Origin of the sequence: Atopococcus tabaci DSM 17538 (assembly GCF_000429585.1) — a bacterium.
GTDB lineage: Bacteria > Bacillota > Bacilli > Lactobacillales > Carnobacteriaceae_A > Atopococcus > Atopococcus tabaci.
Genome location: NZ_AUCD01000020.1, coordinates 14,085 through 31,701, shown reverse-complemented (window position 1 = coordinate 31,701; position 17,617 = coordinate 14,085). Strand labels below are relative to the sequence as shown.

Below are 17,617 nucleotides of genomic sequence, written 5' to 3'. Positions count from 1 at the left end.
AAAGAATATATTTAAGTCGATTACATTTGATTGTGGCAAGGAATTTTCCAATTGGAAAAACTTAAGTAATCAACAAGATATTTCTATTTTCTTTGCGGATCCAGGCTGTCCCTCTCAACGCGGACTAAATGAACATTCAAACGGTCTCTTACGTAAAGATGGGTTACCTAAACAAATGGACTTCAACGAAGTCGATCAACAATTTATTTCTTCTGTCGCAATCCGAAGGAATAAAATACCTAGAAAATCTTTAAACTATAAGACCCCGTTGGAGGTCTTTCTGGAGAATGTATCAGGTTTAAATTATTTCTAGCTTAATTTGACAAACGAAACAATATAAAAGGTGCTTAAAAGAAGAAGTTCTCATTGATAAAAAGTGTTTATCAATGGGAATCACTTGGGAATATGGTCGCAGCTATCGATAAAAGCTCTTTATCGATAGAAAACAAGCTTAAAAAAGCTGTTCCCATCGATAAGTGTCTCTTAACCTCAGAAAAACCTTACTTTACCTTCACTACATACCGGCCTTGTCTGTGTCCGCCGTTCAACACCGTTTCCAAGGCGGATTCGACTGTGTCCAAAGGCACTTCTTCATAGACCAATTCGTCCAGTTGCTCGGGCTTCCATTCACCGCCAAGCAATTTCCATAGTTCAGTGCGCAACTGAGAGGAAACTTCCACGGAGTTGATGCCGAGCAGCTGAACGCCGCGTAAAATGAACGGCAGGACGGTGCCTTTGAAGCGGTGTCCCGTAACGTTTCCAATCAATGCCACCGCACCGTTGGGATTAATTTGGGAAAGGATGGCGGGTACGAAATCTCCGCCCAAATTCTCAACGGCACCGGCCCAGCGCCGTTTCGCCAAAGGACGCGGTTTATCCAAAAGGATCTCATCTGGATGAATAAGAGAGGAGGCGCCCAGTTTGCGTAGATAATCTCCAGCCTCATCCAACTGTCGTGTTGCAGCAACAACAGAATAGCCCAGCTTCGACAAAATGGCGATCGTGATGCTGCCGACGCCTCCGGTTGCTCCGGTCACCAAAATATCCCCGGATTCAGGAGTCACACCGGCATGTTGCAAAGCATGCATGGATTGGGCAGCGGTGAAACCGGCTGTTCCGAATACCATCGCTTCTTTCAAAGACAATCCAGTTGGGAGGGCAGTGAGCCAGTCGGCGGGAACACGGGCATACTCGCTGTAGCCTCCTGAGTGTCCGACCCCCAGCTGAAACCCGAAAGCCAACACTTCATCGCCTTCTTTGAAGGAAGGAACGCTGGATTCCACAACGGTCCCGCTCAAATCGATGCCGAGGACAGCCGGAAATTCGCGGATCACCCCGGAGTTTTCCTGCGTTGCCAACGCGTCTTTGTAGTTGATGCTGGAATAGGCCACTTTCACCACTACTTCTCCCTCGGGCAAGTCTTCTTTCCTGAGGGTATCAAACCCTTTTTGAACCATCCCGTCCTCGTCCTGTTTGACACGAAAAGCTTTAAATGAATCCATGAAATCCCTACCTTTACTCTTTTCAATCAGTATAACAAAAACCAAAAGGAAACAAAAAAAGAAAGGCCGGCAGATGCCGAGCCTTTCAAAAGACTCACCAACACTATTTGACATAGAGCCGTCATTATTTGGTGGAACGGGAAGCGAATGAACGGAAATCGATGCCGCGCGCGTCGCACCAGTCACGTGTGTCACCGGAGATAATCAAATCGGTGCGTTGCAGATTCTGTGGCCTACGTGACTGAAGCAAGGTCAAGATGCGAGCCAGTTCTTTTTTCCAGCCCTCGATGACGGTTACGGTTTCGTCCACGCCTTCCTGCAGGACCAAGTGGAGGACTTGACTGGAAATGCCCGTCAAAGACGCGCCCAATGCGAGTGACTTGGCGATGTCCATCGGCTCGCGAATCCCGCCGGAAGCAATCAATGTGGCTTCGGGAAGGAATTCTTGGGCTTCCAGCAAGGAAACAGCTGTCGATTGGCCCCAACCTTCCAGATCATCAAATTTTTGTTCTTTGCGGCGGTAGTTCTCGATTTGCGCAAAATCCGTTCCGCCCGTACCGCTGATGTCGATGATGGAAACACCGATGGAGCGGAGCAGACGAATGGTTTCGCGACTCATTCCAAAGCCGACTTCTTTGACCATGACCGGACGGTCCAAGCCGTTGACGATTTCTTCGATATTGGAAATCCAGTCTGTGAAGTCCCGGTCTCCTTCGGGCATGACCACTTCCTGTGGGGCGTTCACATGAATTTGTAAGGCATCCGCCTGCAACAGGTCGACAGCCCGTTTGGCGTTCTCCAACCCATGCCCGGCACCCAAGTTGGCAAACACCAGGCCGTTCGGGTTGACTTCGCGGACGATTTTGTAGCTGTCTTCCACTTCCGGCATCTTCATGGCGGCACTCACAGATCCGGTGGCAATCGCCAAACCGGTCTCCCGCGCGACCAAAGCCAGTTTTTCATTGACTTTACCAGTCCAGCGGCTGCCGCCTGTCATCGCATTGATGTAGAACGGCACAGTGAAATCCAGTCCGTCAAATGAAACGGATAAATCCACATCTTGTACAGCCATCTGTGGAAAGGAGTGATGAACAAAACGCACGTCTTCAAAAGGCGGACGGAAAGGTTTGTCGTAAAACTTTTCAGCTAACGACACGTGTTCATTTTTTCGGTTCGTCTGTTTCGGCATAATATACCTCCAAGAGTATTAAATAAACGCATTGTTTTTTTCATGAACGTTCAAAAGAAGCGCAGTGATATGCGCGGCCGCCCATTGTTGAAGAACAGGGGAGAGGTCGGTTTTGTCTTCAAACAAAGCAAATCCGCAATCCCCGCCGCCGGCACCAGATGACTTCGCCGCCCCGCCGTGAGCTTCCGCAATATCGCAAAGCTGGGTGAGCGAAGGAGTCTCAATGACCACACCTGTGATGTCTTTCAATTGATTCAATAACAAGCGGTTGTGCCGGATCTCTTTTTGGACTGTCGGAACGTCTCCGGCACGGAAAGCGGCGGTCATACGGGTCACGCAAGCCTTGCTTTCTTCTAAAAAGCTTTCGTAGGAAGCCACCATTTCTGTTTGTTTGGCTTTCACCTGACCCACCAAATCGGTCGTGGAAGCAGGAGAGCCGGTCCATCCAATCAGCAACTGAAGAGAACCCGGAGGCGTCAGCTGTTCAATGGAAAGAGACGGCCAGTCCATTTCCACTACTTGATGCAGAGGGCACTCGTCCATCCAGCGGCGGACCATTGTTCGATCAAAACTGCTGTAGGCCACCCAACCGGTATACGCACTGGCAGCCAAGTCGCCAAACGATCCGTTGCTGCCAAGGGACAGATGGGCGAGGGCGGCCAGTTTATAGACTAATAGGTCGTGGTCTTCTTGTTGATAATACCTCAGCAAGGCGCGGACAACGGCCACCGTGACGGCACCGCTTGATCCGAGACCGTATTTTTTTCCGGACTCACTGTCCAATTGGCTGTCGATGGTGAGGTGGTAGTAGGATAAATCCGTGCCGGTTTCAAGCAGCCATTGTTCGGTGACCCGAATGGCTGCGAGGACGTACTCCAACGCCTCATTTTCTTCAGTCAGCGTCACTTGCTTGTCTCTTCTTTCCCAACGGAGCGGCTTGTCGCTGTATTGGAGCGAGTGGATGGACCCGTACGCTTCCGATTGTTCCAGGCGGGCGGTAAGGAAACGGTCGACCGCGATGACAATGGAAGGGTGACCGGGTTCCACCACCGCATATTCGCCGGCGATATACAATTTTCCAGGTGCAGCTGCTTCTGCCGTATGGGAAGAGGTGGTTGATTGCGTCATGTTCATGATAGTTCCTTCAGTCCTTCGCCGATGCCGGAAAGGAGCACATGGTCTTCTCCAAAACGGGAAGCGAGATGCCGCTGCAGTTCTTTCGCTTCGGACATGCGGCAAAGGACTTTCACGTTTGGGCCTGCATCCATCGTGAAGTAACAATGGAAGCCTTCAGAGCGGAGCGTCCGCACCAACTCCATCGCCACCAAGCTGTCCGGTTCCCAGTAAGTGAACGGTTCGACGGCGCCCAAGGTGGTCGCGTGCATCTTCAACGCGCTGCGCTCGGTGAGTTTGCCGATGGTGTCAAAATCGCGGTTTTGAATGGCATCCTTCATTTGAATCAAGTCCTGTTCGGTGCTTTCCACCCAGCTTGGGTAAAAAGGCGACGTCTCCACCGTGCGCTTCATGCCTTCACGGCTGGAGACGGATTTTTCTTTTTTGTTCAAAAGGATGAAGAGCATCCCGATATCCCAATCCGCGTCGTCCACTGGAACAGCGTGGGAATCCAAATCGTTTGTGCCTTTTTGCCATTCCACGAACCCGCCGTAAACACTGCGGGAAGCCGATCCCGATCCGCGACGCGCAAGACGGGACAGGTCTTTGCGGGACAACTCAAGCCCGGCTGCGGCGCTCGCGGCCCCTGCCAAAGCAGCCATCCCTGAAGCGGAAGACGCCAAACCGGCAGCGGTCGGCACATGGTTTTGGCTTTCCACAACCGCTTTATGGGAGATGCCGGATTGTTGGCGGACCAAATCTAAAATCACTTGAACTTTTTTCAAAGAAGAACCTGTCTGTTGGACATCGTTTAAGTAAAACTCATCTTCTGTTTTTGTTTCATCAAATCGCACGCTTGTGTCTGTGTAAAAGGCGTCCAACGTCAGCGAAAGGGAACTGTTCATTGGCAGGATCAGTTCCTCATCCCGCTTGCCCCAATACTTGATCAGCGCGATATTTGTGTGTGCTCGCACGGTTTTTTTCATCGTCAGTTCAATCTCCTCCTAATGAATGGATCCATGTCTGCTCAGCGCCGGCATGTTCCAAAGCAGCCGCTATTTTTTCTGCTGCCATACGGTCTGCAGCGAGGGCGATCATACACCCGCCGCGTCCGCCGCCTGTGAGTTTGGCTCCAAGCGCGCCGGCATATAATGCTGCCGCCACCAAACGGTCCAAATGGGCGTTGCTGACTGTCAACGTCATCAGCTGGCTGTGGGCTTTTTTCATACATTCGCCTAATTGTACCGGATTTTTTTCTTGAATGGCAACTTTTGCCTGTTCTGCCAAAGCGCCCAGACGCCGGATGATTCGCCGGGCTTCTTCCGAATACAGCTGCTCCAAGCGGCTGACATCACGGACAGTATCTTTAGTCTGCCCTTTTTGTCCCGTATCCGCAACCACTAAATAGGCGTTCATTTGGAGAGGAAGCGGCTCAAACGGTTTTTCCTTTTGAAAATAAACCGGTATTTCGCCGCTGGTCATCCACGCGTCCAATCCGCTCGGGTTGCCATGGGCAATGGTTTCTGAGACGTTGACCAAGCGCAACAATTGCTCGCGGTCCAGGTCGCGGTGGAAATGTGCGTACAAGGAACGGATGACGGCTGCCGCTACTGCAGCACTGGATCCCATGCCGCGTTCAGGAGGGATGGTGCTTTGGATGTGCATATGGAAGCCGGAAGCGAATTGTCCAAGCGCTTCACACGTCACTTGAACCGCTGCTTTCAAATTATCAAGCGAGTGAGGGGCTTGATCCAGTTCTCCCGTAAAATAATCACTTTCGATTGTGATTGAACCGCTTTTTTCGGTCAATGTTGCCACCACGGAAACGGATGGAAAAGGCACTGCGATAGCTGGTTCGCCGTACACAACCGAGTGTTCGCCCATTAAGATGATTTTTCCATGCGCTGTTCCCACAGCGGGATTGGATACTGTTTTCACTGTTTTCCCTCTTTCTGCTCGATTTCGTCGTTTTCAATACTTTCCATTATATAGGATAAACCTCGTCCAGTTAACCATACTGTATTCTTCTTAAGAAAAAGTAAAGAACCGTGAAAATCTCCTTTATGCAAGCGGCAGCATAAAGCAGTTGTAAAGGATAGAGAAGTTTTGGTAAACTAATTCGGAATATGACGAGCGGGGGGCATCGAACATTGAAGGAATCGGATACATTTTATATTATCGATCGGGAAGAATGGAAAAATCTCCATGGAGAAACCGCCATCACCATGTCAGAAGAAGAGTTGGAATCACTGCGTTCATTGAACGATAAAATCTCCATAGACGACGTAAAAGAAGTGTACGTGCCGATGCTGCAAGTGCTGCACGTTCACTTAAAGCATTACACCGAACGGCAAAAAGAAATACAAAAACGTTTAAATCAACCGCAAAAGAGCACGCCGTATATCATAGGCGTAGCAGGAAGCGTCGCGGTAGGGAAAAGCACATTGGCACGTCTGTTGCAAATGATGATGAGCCGGGTGTACAAAGACAAAAAAGTGGAACTCATCACGACGGACGGTTTCCTTTTTCCGAATGCAGTATTGGAAGAACGGGGAATCATGGACCGGAAGGGGTTCCCGGAAAGTTACAACATGCCGATGCTGTTGAACTTTTTGGCGGATATTAAAAACGGAAAACCGAATGTAAAAGTTCCGGTTTATTCTCATAAACGCTATGACATTGTGCCTGATAAATACCATACGTTGGATCAGCCGGATATTTTGATTGTGGAAGGAATCAATGTGCTGCAGCTGCCGGCCAACGAAAAAATATTCGTCAGCGACTTTTTTGATTTTTCCTTTTATATGGACGCAGAACCGCGGAATATTGAAAAATGGTACCTGCAGCGTTTTGGTGTCCTGCTGCAGACCGCATATTTGAACCCGGATGATTATTATCATTCCTATGCTGTCGGCAATCGTCAAGAAGCATTCGAAATGGCTCGGGGAGTGTGGAAAAGGGTCAACTTGACCAACCTGCACCAATACATTCTACCGACCCGCTTTCGCGCCGATATGATTATCCACAAAACGACGAATCATTATGTGGATCAAATTTTGCTGCGGAAACACTAAAGAGACGATGAACCGAATAAAGCCAAAAAGCTGTTCTGTGAGGACGGCTTTTTTGTCTGCAGGGATTGAAAAAATGATGAAGAATGTATGGAAGTTTCCTATAGAAGACTCAGTGTTAATCCGCTTTGTTATAATGAAAGAGTTGTCTATACTGAAGGTAACAAGACAAAAGAAAACGATGGAGAGATTCACATGCTTGATAAAATCAAACAATTCATGAAAGAGTACGAACCCGAACCGCTCGGGAATCAACGCGACTATGCGGTGTTGCTGCCATTGATTGATTTGGCGGGAGAGATCCATGTCTTATACGAAGTGCGGAGCCAGACGATTTCCCAACCGGGAGAAACATCCTTTCCAGGAGGAGCGGTGGAAAAAGGGGAAACAATGGAAGAAGCTGCCATTCGCGAAACGATGGAAGAGTTGAACTTGTCCCGGGAGAACATTGAAGTATATGGAGAGATGGACTTCATCGTCAATGAAAGACAAGTCATCCATTGCTTCGTCGGGAAATTGCTGAATGTCCATCCGGATAATTTGATTGTGAATGAAGAGGTCGATTCGGTGTTCACCATTCCGTTGTCGTATTTGCTGACCAATGAACCAGAGTATCACGCAACCAGCATGCGAACAGAACACGATGCGGATTTTCCGTTTGATCTTATTTCGAATGGGGATAAGTTCAAGTGGAATCGGTTTGAGCTTTACATCCCGTTTTATCGTTTGCCGGGACATTATCTGTGGGGATATACGGCAAACTTCACTCACCGGTTTACACAGATGCTTCAAGCCGCCGATTTATTTGATCACTGAAAAGGGCTGGTATTAGACGGTTTTTTCAGCATAAGGTATAATCATTCATTGGAGTGCATTGAATAAAGAAAGGAGGGAGACACGATGAAGAAAGTAACCATCTTAATCCCTGCATACAACGAAGAAGAAGTGCTGCCGGCATTGCTGGACCGGTTGGACAGCGTGGCGGCATTCATTCCGCGCTATGAATTTGAATATTTATTTGTAAATGACGGGAGTTCGGACGGAACCTTGAGACTGCTGAAACAGTACAGCGAAACCAATCCGCGTGTGCGGTACATCGACCTTTCCCGGAACTTCGGAAAAGAAACCGCGATGTTGGCAGGATTCGACTATGCGAAAGGCGATGCAGTGGTCATCTTGGATGCCGATTTGCAACAGCCTCCGGAATTGATCCGGGAAATGATTCGCTGGTGGGAGCAGGGATATGAGGATGTCTATGCGGTCCGCGCTCAACGCGAAGGCGAAAGCCGTATGAAAGAATGGACCTCTAAAACGTATTACAAGGTGGTCCAGAAAATGTCTCCCGAGAAAGTGTATCCATTGGCCGGGGATTTTCGATTGTTGGACAGAAAATGCATCGAAGCCTTGAGGCAGCTCCGTGAAAACGAGCGCTACACAAAAGGAATGTACGGTTGGATAGGATTTAAGAAAAAAGAAATCACGTATTATGCCGATGTCCGTGCGGCAGGAGAAACCAAGTGGAGCTGGACTAAGTTGTTCAAACTGGCGATGGACGGCATCACTTCTTACAGTACGGCACCGTTGAAGGTATGGTCGTATATTGGGTTCGCGATTTCGTTCCTGGCGTTTTTGTTTTTGGCTTATGAAATTGGAAAAACGTTGTTGTTCGGAACAAATGCTGCTGGTTACCCGACGTTGCTCGCCAGTATCTTGTTCTTGGGCGGTATCCAGTTGATTTCATTGGGAGTCATCGGTGAATATCTGGGACGCGTGTTTGTCGAAACGAAAGGACGTCCGCCGTATTTCATTCGTGAATCGTCTGACGAAGCGGAAGAAGACACACACGGAAAGAAGGGTCGTTCAAATGACGTGGATTAAAAAAATGTACGAGCGTTACCAGGAAATGGTGGATTATGTTTTGTTCGGTGTGGCAACAACCGTTGTCAACATTGTAGTCTTTTTTCTTTTGGATACTGTTATCGGTATCCCATACTTGGTCGCCAATGCGATTGCCATCATTGCATCGATTTTATTTGCTTTTTATACAAACAAGAAATATGTGTTCAAAACACACACGCCGACATTTAAAGCGGCGTTTCGTGAGTTTTATCTATTTGTGGGTTTCCGGCTCGTCTCGGGCTTGTTTGATATGTTGAGCATGTGGATTTTGGTGGATGTGTTGTCTTTCGGGACCAACACAGCGAAAATCGCCACTCAGTTCATAATCGTGGCATTGAACTACTTGTCCAGCAAGTTTTTCGTGTTTAAAGGATGAGGTGACAGATATTGGAAGAAACACATAAAACATCTATCACAAAGCGAACGCTGCTCGTTTACACGGCCATCTTCCTGGCGATGATCGGTGCGATCTACAGCTACTCGGCCGTCACGGGCAGCTCATTTATTTGGAATAGCGACGGGTTTACCCAGCATTTCCAATTGTTTGTGGATTACGTGGACAAACTGAGAGGCTTCTTTACCGGGGAAGGGTTCCCGCTTTGGGACTGGACCATCGGAATGGGCGCGGATACCATCACTTCGTATGGGTATTATGTCATCGGAGATCCTTTTGTGTATCTGGGCATTCTCTTTCCGCCCGCCTATATGGAACTGGCGTATCACTTGTTGATTTTCGTGCGGATTTGGTTTGTCGGAGCCAGTTTTTTGCTCTACGCCCGAAAAATGAACGTCACCCATGCAGGCGGCCTTTTGGGTGCGGTGATGTATGCTTTCAGCCATTACGTGATTTACAACGTGGTCCGGCATCCGTTTTTCATCATGCCGATGATTTGGTATCCACTGTTGTGTCTTGGCGTGGAAAAAATATTCCGCAAAGAGTCCGGCGTGTTGTTTGCCATGATGGTGGCCTTGAGCGCAATGGTCAACTTTTACTTTTTCTATAAGTTGACGCTGCTCGTCTTCTTGTACGGAGTGGTCCGCTACAGCTCGCTGTTCGGATTCAGCGATTGGAAAGAGGCGTTCCGGACGCTCGGACGCTGTGTGTTCTTATATGGGGTCGGGGTTCTGCTTTCAGCGGTTTTGTTCCTGCCGATGGTCGGCGGATTCCTGGCCTCTTCCAGAAGCCCGGAAGGCGCACCGATCAACTTGTTGCATTACCCGTTGAACTATTACTTCATGTTATTCGTGAACGCATTGACTCCGGGGACTTACTTATGGACAGTCGGCGGGTTCTCCATGTTCGCGCTATTGGCGGTTGTCTTTTTGTGGCGGCGGAGAAGCGAAACGGGTGTCCGCTTCATCTGGCTGGCTGTTTCGGTGATGGGAGTCATGATCTTGTTCCCGTTTTTCGGTTCATTGATGAACGGATTGTCAGGCCCTTATAACCGGTTCACATTCGCTTTCCCGTTTTACTTCGCGCTGGCCGGCGCCTGGATGTTGGAACAAAGAGACCGGCTCGAGAAGAGAGATTTCCAAATCATGAGGTATGCTCTGTTGTTTTTCACCTTGTTTTATACGGTTCTCATGTTTGTGGACGATATGGTGTTGTTCTACCTCAACCCATTGCTTATTGGTTGGGGGATGTGGGCTCTCCTTCGTTGGGAAAAATCCGGCCGTTTCAAGGTGAACTGGCGGAAAAACATACCAGTGGCATTGATTGCGTTGACGGCAGGGAATCTGGCAGTGAATGCCCTTGGGTTCTATTATCCGTTCGGAAAGAATGCCATGGCCGAAACATTGGAATACGGCGAATCGGAAGCGGCGTACCGGGAGTTGTTCGGCGGTTTGGAACAAGAGCTGCCTGAAGACAGCCTCTACCGTGTAGGGGTGACGTCGAAAGACAATCACGTCCGCAACCAATTCGTGTATTTGGATTTGATGGGATTGAATTCGTATCTTTCGTTGACGGATGGAGATGTCGCTCAATTCGCCTATGACTTGGAATCCGGTGCGTTTCAAGTCATCCAACCGTTGCGCAACGGGATGGATGACCGGCGTATCTTAAACCACTTGTTGGGAGTGCGGTACATTCTCACAGAAGAACAAAATGAACGGTACTTGCCGTTTGGCTATGACGTCATTCACCGCGCAGACAGTGGTCCGGGTTATATTGTCGCAGAGACCGATTACGCGTATCCGTTTGCGTTTGTGGAAGACACCTGGCTGCCGTACACCGATTTTTCGGATTTGAACCCAGTGGAGAAAGAAGCCTTTTTCCAAGAAGGAGCGGTGCTGGAAGACGGATTGGAAGTGCCCGGCATGCAGGTGTTCGAAGAAGAGCTTCCGGTCGAAACTGTACCGATTGAACTGGAGCCGGTGGAATCCAGCGTCCAACAAACGGGGGAAGCTGCTTACCATGTTCCGGCAGACGAGGGACAAGTGACCGTAACGTTTGATAATCCGGAAGACATTGCAGGGAAAGATATTTATGTGCACCTGCAAGGCTTGGATTACGAACGACTGGACCCACAGCCGTTGGTGGCGCAGGATACCAGTTACAGAATGCGGGTCTTCTTTGCCGGCAGACAAAAGAGCATTTTGCAGTCCAACCGTTACAGTTTCAGTTCGTACTTTTACCGGGAAAACATGCTCTTCAACATGGGGTATGCAGAAGAAGCGGAAGAATCGTTGACGTTGCAATTTGACAACGCGGGGAGTTATAAAATTGAAGACATCAAGGTTTATGCTCTGCCGGCAGACGAGGAAAGAGATAGGACGGTTGCGGCGGAGAGACGGGAAAACGCATTGGAGATTCATACGTTTGAAGACCAACGGATAGAAGGGAACATTCAGCGTCCCGAACCAGGGCTTCTTGTCACATCGATTCCATATACCACAGGGTGGCAGGCTCAAGTCAATGGGGAACCGGTTGAAACGGTGAGGACCAACTTAGGATTCATCGGATTGCCGCTTCCCGCGGGGGAATTGGAAGTGACCTTCACCTACCGTACACCGTGGTTGACGGCCGGCATTTTGATCAGTTTATTCGGTGCCGGACTATTGGTGGCGTATAGGTATAGATTTGTACGCAGGAAAAAATAAAAAAGCGGCCAAAGAAAAAGATCTTTGACCGCTGTTTTATATGCGTTTCTCAAAATACGCCGTTAATCCAGTGCTTCTTTGATGGTCGAAATCCGCAGAATGGAAGGAATCTTCATCAACTCAGGAATGATCTCGCCCAGTGTGACACCGTGCGGGAGCCCCAGCGTGTAGAGGTCTTCACAGATGATGTAGTCGGGATTTTCCATGTTGATGCTGTACTCAATGCTCGACACATGAATGTCCCGGCTTTGGAAAAAAACCGTCAAAAGGGCCAGCGTTTCTTCCCGGTTGATGTACACAATTTCCAACCGTCTTCTCCTTTTGACACGAAAAATTTGTTTGAACACACGGAGCACAATTAAGATAAGCAGGCTTCCGATAATGACGAGGAAATAATATCCCATTCCGGCAGCTATTCCAATCGCTGCAATCGCCCATATCGAAGCTGCGGTAGTCAAACCTGAAACAGAACGGTTGGCAATGATGATGGTTCCGGCACCCAGAAACCCGATGCCACTGATGATCTGCGCCGTGATACGTGTTAAGTCGAATGAAAGAGAAGAAGAAAGCTCAGGATAAATCATCACCAAATCGATACCCCATTCGACCGCTTCCACTTGGACCATCGTTGCGATGGCGGCGCCCAAACTTACCAAAATATGCGTCCGGACTCCCGCATCATGTCCTCTCAAGTCCCGTTCAATGCCCACGAGACCGCCTGCCACGATGGCAACCACCATCCGTATAAGCATTTCCGTAATATCTAATTCAGCCATGGGCAACACTCTTTTCTCCAATGTACTTTTATCTATTTTACCAAAATTGCGTCCAATTACACAGCAACTATTCCCGAAGAAGTCGGACAAAAAAAGCATCCGGAAGCGGAAGAGGCTGCTTCATGGATGCTTTTCCCACTAAATAAACGAATAAATGCCCACGCCTGCGAGGCCTGAAAGTAAAATCACTTGAATCGGTCCGAAACGACTTTTGCGAAGCAGGAAGATACCGATGACGAAAAGGACCACGGAAATCCAGTTGATATTGGCCACATCAATTGGGAAACTCCCTTGTCCGAACAGTGCAGTCAAAAAGATGGTCATTCCTGCGGATGCGATCAACGCTACTACAGCCGGCCGCAAGCCTTGAATGACTCCCTGCACCATGCGGATGTTTTGGTACTTGAAATAAAAGTAGGCCAATGTCAATATAATGATCAAGGAAGGGAGTGTAACCCCCACCGTAGCAACGATGCCCCCCATCACACCTGCGACTTGGTTGCCCACAAAAGTAGCCGCATTGATGGCGATAGGCCCCGGGGTCATCTCTGAAATGGTCAGGACATCCACAAACTGCTGCGGGGTCATCCAGCCGCGGACTTCAATGATTTGTTGTTGGATCAACGGCAGGGCGGCGTATCCTCCCCCAAAACTGAACAAGCCGATCTGGAAAAAACTCACTAACAACTGCAAATAAATCATTGTCCAACCCCGCCTTTCTTGTTCCGCAAATCGAGAAAAGTAGTGACGGCCCCTATGATTCCTGCGAAAAGAAGGAGGTAGAGGATGTTGACATCGAACACGATACCGGCAACCAATGAGACAGCCATCACCAAAATAGGTACTACGCGCTTTTGTTTGATGATGCGCATAGCCATGTTCCATACAACGTTGACGATGATGGCCGCCACACCCGCCTGCATTCCCAGCAGCAGATTATGGACGATGGGATTGTCGCGCACCGCCAAATAAAAGTATGTGACCAAAGTCATGATGACCAAAGGCGGCAAAATCGTGCCGAGCACAGTCACCAATGCACCGGGCACTCCGGCCATACGGTAACCGACCAAAATGGACGTATTCACCGCAATCGGACCAGGAGAGGATTGACCAATCGCTACAATATCCAACATTTGGTCTTCATCAATCCAGCCCAGTTCCTGGACGAATCGTTTTTCCATCAAAGGCACAATAACATACCCGCCTCCGAAAGTAAAAGCGCTGAGGTAAAAAGTAGATGTAAACAATGTCCAATACAGGGAACGACTTTTTTCCAATGTATTTTCCCCCTAAATGTAAACTATGTAATGCGAAAAGACTTTGCTTTTCAGTATAGACCACATGAAATGAAATTTCCAATTTTCCTTGGCCGAAAAAAATGAGCTTGTGGAGGAAAATAACCTTATGCGTGCAATAGGTGCGTCAATGATTTATTTTCGTTATAATAAGAAGCAGACAATTCAAGAAACAAAATTTTTTGAAAAGCAGGTGACGCAGTGAATCTATTGTTTTCTTTGAACGAAAACTACGTTCCACCATTGAAGGTGTTGTTGTTTTCTATTTTTACAAACAATCCGGATGAAATTTTTTCCATCTATTTAATGCATACCGATATTTCAGATGATACATTGGAAGAAATTCGTCAGTTGATAGAAGAGAGGGGGCACAACTTTCATCCGATTCAATGTGCAGATGTGTTGTCTGCTTCAGATGAAACAAAAATTTCCCGGTATTACTCGGTGGAGATGTATTATTGCTGTTTGCGCCGTTTCTATTGCCGGACACCATAGACCGTATTCTCTATTTAGACCCGGACATTGTATGCATCAACTCGGTTCGGCCTTATTACGAGCAGCCGTTCGGGAAAAACTTATTTGTCGCCTCCAGTCACCAATATTTGACCAAGTGGCTGCACCCCATCAATAAATTACGCCTGAATGCGGAAGACTCGGAATCGTATTTCAATTCGGGTGTGGTGTTAATGGACTTGGATACCATCCGGAAAGAAAGTTCGCTTAAAGAGATTGTGGAAACAATCGAAGACAGCAACTTGCTCATGTGGCTTCCAGATCAAGATGTGTTCAACCGCTTATACGCTGGGAAAATCAAAGAAGCGGATTGGCGGCGGTACAACTTGGGGCCGCGTATGTTTGACCAGTTGAATTTTTTCTTTCCTGAAAAATATTCCAAATCGTGGGCGGAAAACGAAGTGGTGTTCATTCATTATCACGGGAAGAAAAAACCCTGGAAAGAACGCGGAAACTACGAGTATTCCTTGGGGGCTTATTATTACGCAAATGAAGCCCGATTAAAAGAATTTGAAGAAGAACGAGTAAATCGATTAAAAGAAAGAGGGATGGAACGTGACGAAACACTTTGATTATCTTGTTATTGGCGGTGGAAGCGGAGGGATTGCTTCTGCGAACCGGGCCGGAATGCACGGCGCATCGGTTGGACTGATTGAAGCCAACAATCTGGGTGGAACATGTGTCAACTTGGGGTGTGTTCCGAAAAAAGTGATGTGGCACGTGGCGGAAATGGTCGGCGATTTGGACGCATACGGCTTTGATTACGGCTTAGATCTTCAGGAGCGAAACCTGGACTTCAAACGACTGGTTGAAAACCGCCAAAATTACATTACTTTCCTGCACGGCGCGTATCAACGCGGACTGGACAGCAACGGCGTGCAGCGGATTGAAGGATTCGCGCGCTTTGTCGATGAACGCACCGTAGAAGTGGAAGGAAAAAGATACACAGCGGATCACATCATGATCGCCACAGGCGGACGCCCGAAAAAAATTGATATTCCGGGAGCGGAATACGCGCTGACATCCGATGACTTTTTTGATTTGACGGAACTTCCAAAACGAGCAGCCATCATCGGCGGTGGATACATAGCCGTGGAATTGGGTGGAGTGATGCACCACTTGGGAGTCGATACCCACTTATTTGTCCGTAAGCCGGCACCGTTGTATAACTTTGATTCCATCATTCAAGAAGGATACAAAGCGTTGACCCAGGAAGACGGCCCAACCTTGCACACAGATAAAACAATCACGGAACTGGTGAAAAATGCGGACGGGTCACTCACGATGAAATTCGCAGACGGCACGGACCATGTCACAGATATGGTGCTGATGGCTACCGGGCGGATTCCGAACACAGAAAACTTGAACCTGGAAGCCGCGGGAGTGGAGTGCAACCCGGGCGGATACATTCGTGTGGACGACTATCAAAATACCACGCAAAAAGGGATATATTCTGTCGGGGATGTCACCGGGCGCATTGAACTGACACCGGTCGCCATTGCGGCGGGACGGAGACTGTCGGAACGGTTGTTCAACAACAAACCGCATTCACGCTTGGATTACACCAATATTCCTTCTGTCATCTTCACACACCCGCCGATTGGGACAGTGGGAATGACGGAAAAAGAAGCCGAAGAAGAGTACGGCGCAGGAAACGTCAAGATTTACCAAAATGTCTTTACTTCCATGCACAGTTCCATTACCCGAAACCGTCAAAGAAGTTACATGAAATTGGTATGTGTCGGACGGGAAGAAAAAATTGTGGGCCTGCACGGCATTGGGCGCGGCATGGATGAAATGCTGCAAGGGTTTGCTGTAGCCATCAAGATGGGGGCGACAAAAGCGAACTTTGATGACACGGTGGCGATTCATCCGACCGGTGCGGAAGAATTTGTTACGATGAGATAAAAACTTTTTTGCGCAGGAAAGGCTCCTGCGCACTTTTTAATTGCGCTGCTTTTTTCAAAGTAGTATGATAAACAGTATGTTATACATGAGGGGGAGTTCGAATGAAGCAAAAAATACGAGTCGGCATCATAGGATACGGAAACCTCGGCCGCGGAGCAGAGTTAGCCTTGAAACAGCAGGAAGATATGGAGCTTGTGGCCATTTTTTCCAGAAGAGGTGCAGTGGGCGTCACACCGGTCGATGCAGACGTGACAGTGGAACACGTGGAACAGATTGAAGAGTACCGCGGAAAAATCGATGTGATGATTTTGTGCGGTGGTTCCGCAACAGATTTGCCGGAACAGACCCCGCAGTACACCAAATGGTTCAATACAGTGGACAGTTTCGACACCCATGCGAAAATACCAGAACATTTCCAGGCAGTGGATGAAGCCGCAAAAGAAGGCGGCACCGTCAGTGTGGTTGCAGTAGGCTGGGATCCAGGACTGTTTTCCATGAACCGGGTCTTGTCCGAAGCGATTTTGCCAAAAGGAGAAACCTATACTTTCTGGGGCAAAGGAGTCAGTCAAGGCCATTCCGATGCGATCCGCCGCATCGAAGGCGTAAAAGCCGGTGTCCAGTACACCATTCCGGTGGAAGAAGCGATGGAGCGTGTGAGAAAAGGGGAGAACCCGGATCTTGCCACCAATGAAAAACACCAGCGCGTGTGTTATGTTGTCCTGGAAGAAGGGGCCGACAAAGATGCAATCGAACATACCATTAAAACCATGCCAAACTATTTTGCGGATTATGACACAACTGTCCATTTCATCACACAAGAAGAGTTGGAAACCAACCACTCACAAATGCCGCATGGCGGATTCGTGATCCGAAGCGGGCAGACAGGAGAAGGAACCCAACAGTTGTATGAATTGAAACTGCAGCTGGGCTCCAATCCTGAATTTACTGCCAGCGTTTTGGTTGCTTACGCACGCGCAGCCTATCGCTTGAATCAAGAAAACGTCTCAGGTGCAAAAACGGTATTCGATATCGGGTTGTCTTATGTTTCTCCCAAATCAAACGACATTCTGCGCCGGGATTACCTGTAAGTACAAAAGTGAAGCTGTTCTGATTTTTTGGAACAGCTTTTTTCTTGTCCTTTTAACAAAAGACAGGAGAAGACACCGAGAAAACCTTTTATAAGCGAACATTAGAGAAAACTAATGTTATAATGTGCGGAAACGACTTGTCAACGGCTTGAGCGCTTCGT

At 48.4% G+C, this 17,617-nt stretch carries 18 protein-coding genes; 10 read left to right on the top strand and 8 right to left on the bottom strand.

Annotation, left to right across the window (positions count from 1 at the left end):
* On the top strand, positions 1-313 hold a 313-nt coding region (locus tag G470_RS12730), incomplete at its 5' end, for an IS30 family transposase (RefSeq protein WP_035445104.1).
* Positions 314-500: 187 nt separating this feature from the next.
* Here the strand turns inward: G470_RS12730 and G470_RS0104755 are convergent.
* From G470_RS0104755 to mvk, 5 genes are all read right to left on the bottom strand, one after another.
* Positions 501-1,502, bottom strand: coding sequence for an acrylyl-CoA reductase family protein (locus G470_RS0104755; RefSeq protein WP_028273835.1), 1,002 nt, complete (start codon positions 1,500-1,502; stop codon positions 501-503).
* A gap of 124 nt (positions 1,503-1,626) precedes the next feature.
* Positions 1,627-2,691 carry a type 2 isopentenyl-diphosphate Delta-isomerase gene (gene fni, locus G470_RS0104750; protein WP_028273834.1) on the bottom strand — a complete coding sequence of 355 codons (1,065 nt, stop codon included), beginning with the start codon at positions 2,689-2,691 and terminating at the stop codon, positions 1,627-1,629.
* An 18-nt stretch (positions 2,692-2,709) separates the two neighbouring features.
* Complete coding sequence (locus tag G470_RS0104745; protein ID WP_240470641.1) at positions 2,710-3,825, bottom strand: phosphomevalonate kinase; 1,116 nt, start codon at positions 3,823-3,825, stop codon at positions 2,710-2,712.
* On the bottom strand, positions 3,822-4,790 hold the full coding sequence (mvaD, locus tag G470_RS0104740) for a diphosphomevalonate decarboxylase (protein ID WP_028273832.1): 969 nt from the start codon (positions 4,788-4,790) through the stop codon (positions 3,822-3,824). Before mvaD ends, G470_RS0104745 begins: the two co-directional genes overlap by 4 nt.
* Positions 4,791-4,797: 7 nt before the next feature.
* Positions 4,798-5,742 (bottom strand): mevalonate kinase, encoded by a 945-nt coding sequence (mvk, locus tag G470_RS0104735; protein ID WP_028273831.1) that lies wholly within the window; start codon positions 5,740-5,742, stop codon positions 4,798-4,800.
* A 212-nt stretch (positions 5,743-5,954) separates the two neighbouring features.
* Here mvk and coaA point away from each other — a divergent pair, with 212 nt between their 5' ends.
* The 5 genes from coaA to G470_RS0104710 all read left to right on the top strand — a co-directional run bounded on the left by coaA (position 5,955) and on the right by G470_RS0104710 (position 11,876).
* Positions 5,955-6,878, top strand: a complete 924-nt coding sequence (coaA, locus tag G470_RS0104730) for a type I pantothenate kinase (protein WP_028273830.1) — start codon at positions 5,955-5,957, stop codon at positions 6,876-6,878.
* Positions 6,879-7,070: 192 nt separating this feature from the next.
* Positions 7,071-7,691 carry an NUDIX hydrolase gene (locus G470_RS0104725; protein ID WP_028273829.1) on the top strand — a complete coding sequence of 207 codons (621 nt, stop codon included), beginning with the start codon at positions 7,071-7,073 and terminating at the stop codon, positions 7,689-7,691.
* 84 nt (positions 7,692-7,775) lie between these two features.
* Complete coding sequence (locus tag G470_RS0104720; protein ID WP_028273828.1) at positions 7,776-8,753, top strand: glycosyltransferase family 2 protein; 978 nt, start codon at positions 7,776-7,778, stop codon at positions 8,751-8,753.
* Complete coding sequence (locus G470_RS0104715; protein ID WP_051258427.1) at positions 8,740-9,150, top strand: GtrA family protein; 411 nt, start codon at positions 8,740-8,742, stop codon at positions 9,148-9,150. The genes G470_RS0104720 and G470_RS0104715 overlap by 14 nt, the downstream gene beginning before the upstream one ends.
* An 11-nt stretch (positions 9,151-9,161) precedes the next feature.
* A complete protein-coding gene (locus G470_RS0104710; RefSeq protein ID WP_051258426.1) occupies positions 9,162-11,876 on the top strand; it encodes a YfhO family protein in 2,715 nt (904 codons plus the stop codon).
* A gap of 62 nt (positions 11,877-11,938) precedes the next feature.
* Here the strand turns inward: G470_RS0104710 and G470_RS0104705 are convergent, their stop codons facing one another.
* From G470_RS0104705 to G470_RS0104695, 3 genes are all read right to left on the bottom strand, one after another.
* A complete protein-coding gene (locus G470_RS0104705) occupies positions 11,939-12,652 on the bottom strand; it encodes an MgtC/SapB family protein (RefSeq protein ID WP_028273825.1) in 714 nt (237 codons plus the stop codon).
* A 138-nt stretch (positions 12,653-12,790) separates the two neighbouring features.
* Positions 12,791-13,354, bottom strand: a complete 564-nt coding sequence (locus G470_RS0104700) for a chromate transporter (RefSeq protein ID WP_028273824.1) — start codon at positions 13,352-13,354, stop codon at positions 12,791-12,793.
* Positions 13,351-13,929 carry a chromate transporter gene (locus tag G470_RS0104695; RefSeq protein ID WP_028273823.1) on the bottom strand — a complete coding sequence of 193 codons (579 nt, stop codon included), beginning with the start codon at positions 13,927-13,929 and terminating at the stop codon, positions 13,351-13,353. Before G470_RS0104695 ends, G470_RS0104700 begins: the two co-directional genes overlap by 4 nt.
* 219 nt (positions 13,930-14,148) lie before the next feature.
* Here G470_RS0104695 and G470_RS13800 point away from each other — a divergent pair, with 219 nt between their 5' ends.
* The 4 genes from G470_RS13800 to G470_RS0104675 all read left to right on the top strand — a co-directional run bounded on the left by G470_RS13800 (position 14,149) and on the right by G470_RS0104675 (position 17,456).
* Complete coding sequence (locus tag G470_RS13800) at positions 14,149-14,442, top strand: glycosyltransferase (protein ID WP_051258425.1); 294 nt, start codon at positions 14,149-14,151, stop codon at positions 14,440-14,442.
* Positions 14,406-15,032 (top strand): glycosyltransferase family 8 protein, encoded by a 627-nt coding sequence (locus tag G470_RS12725; RefSeq protein ID WP_051258424.1) that lies wholly within the window; start codon positions 14,406-14,408, stop codon positions 15,030-15,032. Before G470_RS13800 ends, G470_RS12725 begins: the two co-directional genes overlap by 37 nt.
* Entirely contained in the window at positions 15,016-16,368 is a 1,353-nt protein-coding gene (gene gorA, locus G470_RS0104680) for a glutathione-disulfide reductase (protein ID WP_028273822.1), read from the top strand. The genes G470_RS12725 and gorA overlap by 17 nt, the downstream gene beginning before the upstream one ends.
* 101 nt (positions 16,369-16,469) lie before the next feature.
* Positions 16,470-17,456, top strand: a complete 987-nt coding sequence (locus tag G470_RS0104675) for a diaminopimelate dehydrogenase (RefSeq protein WP_028273821.1) — start codon at positions 16,470-16,472, stop codon at positions 17,454-17,456.
* Positions 17,457-17,617: the final 161 nt, after the last annotated feature.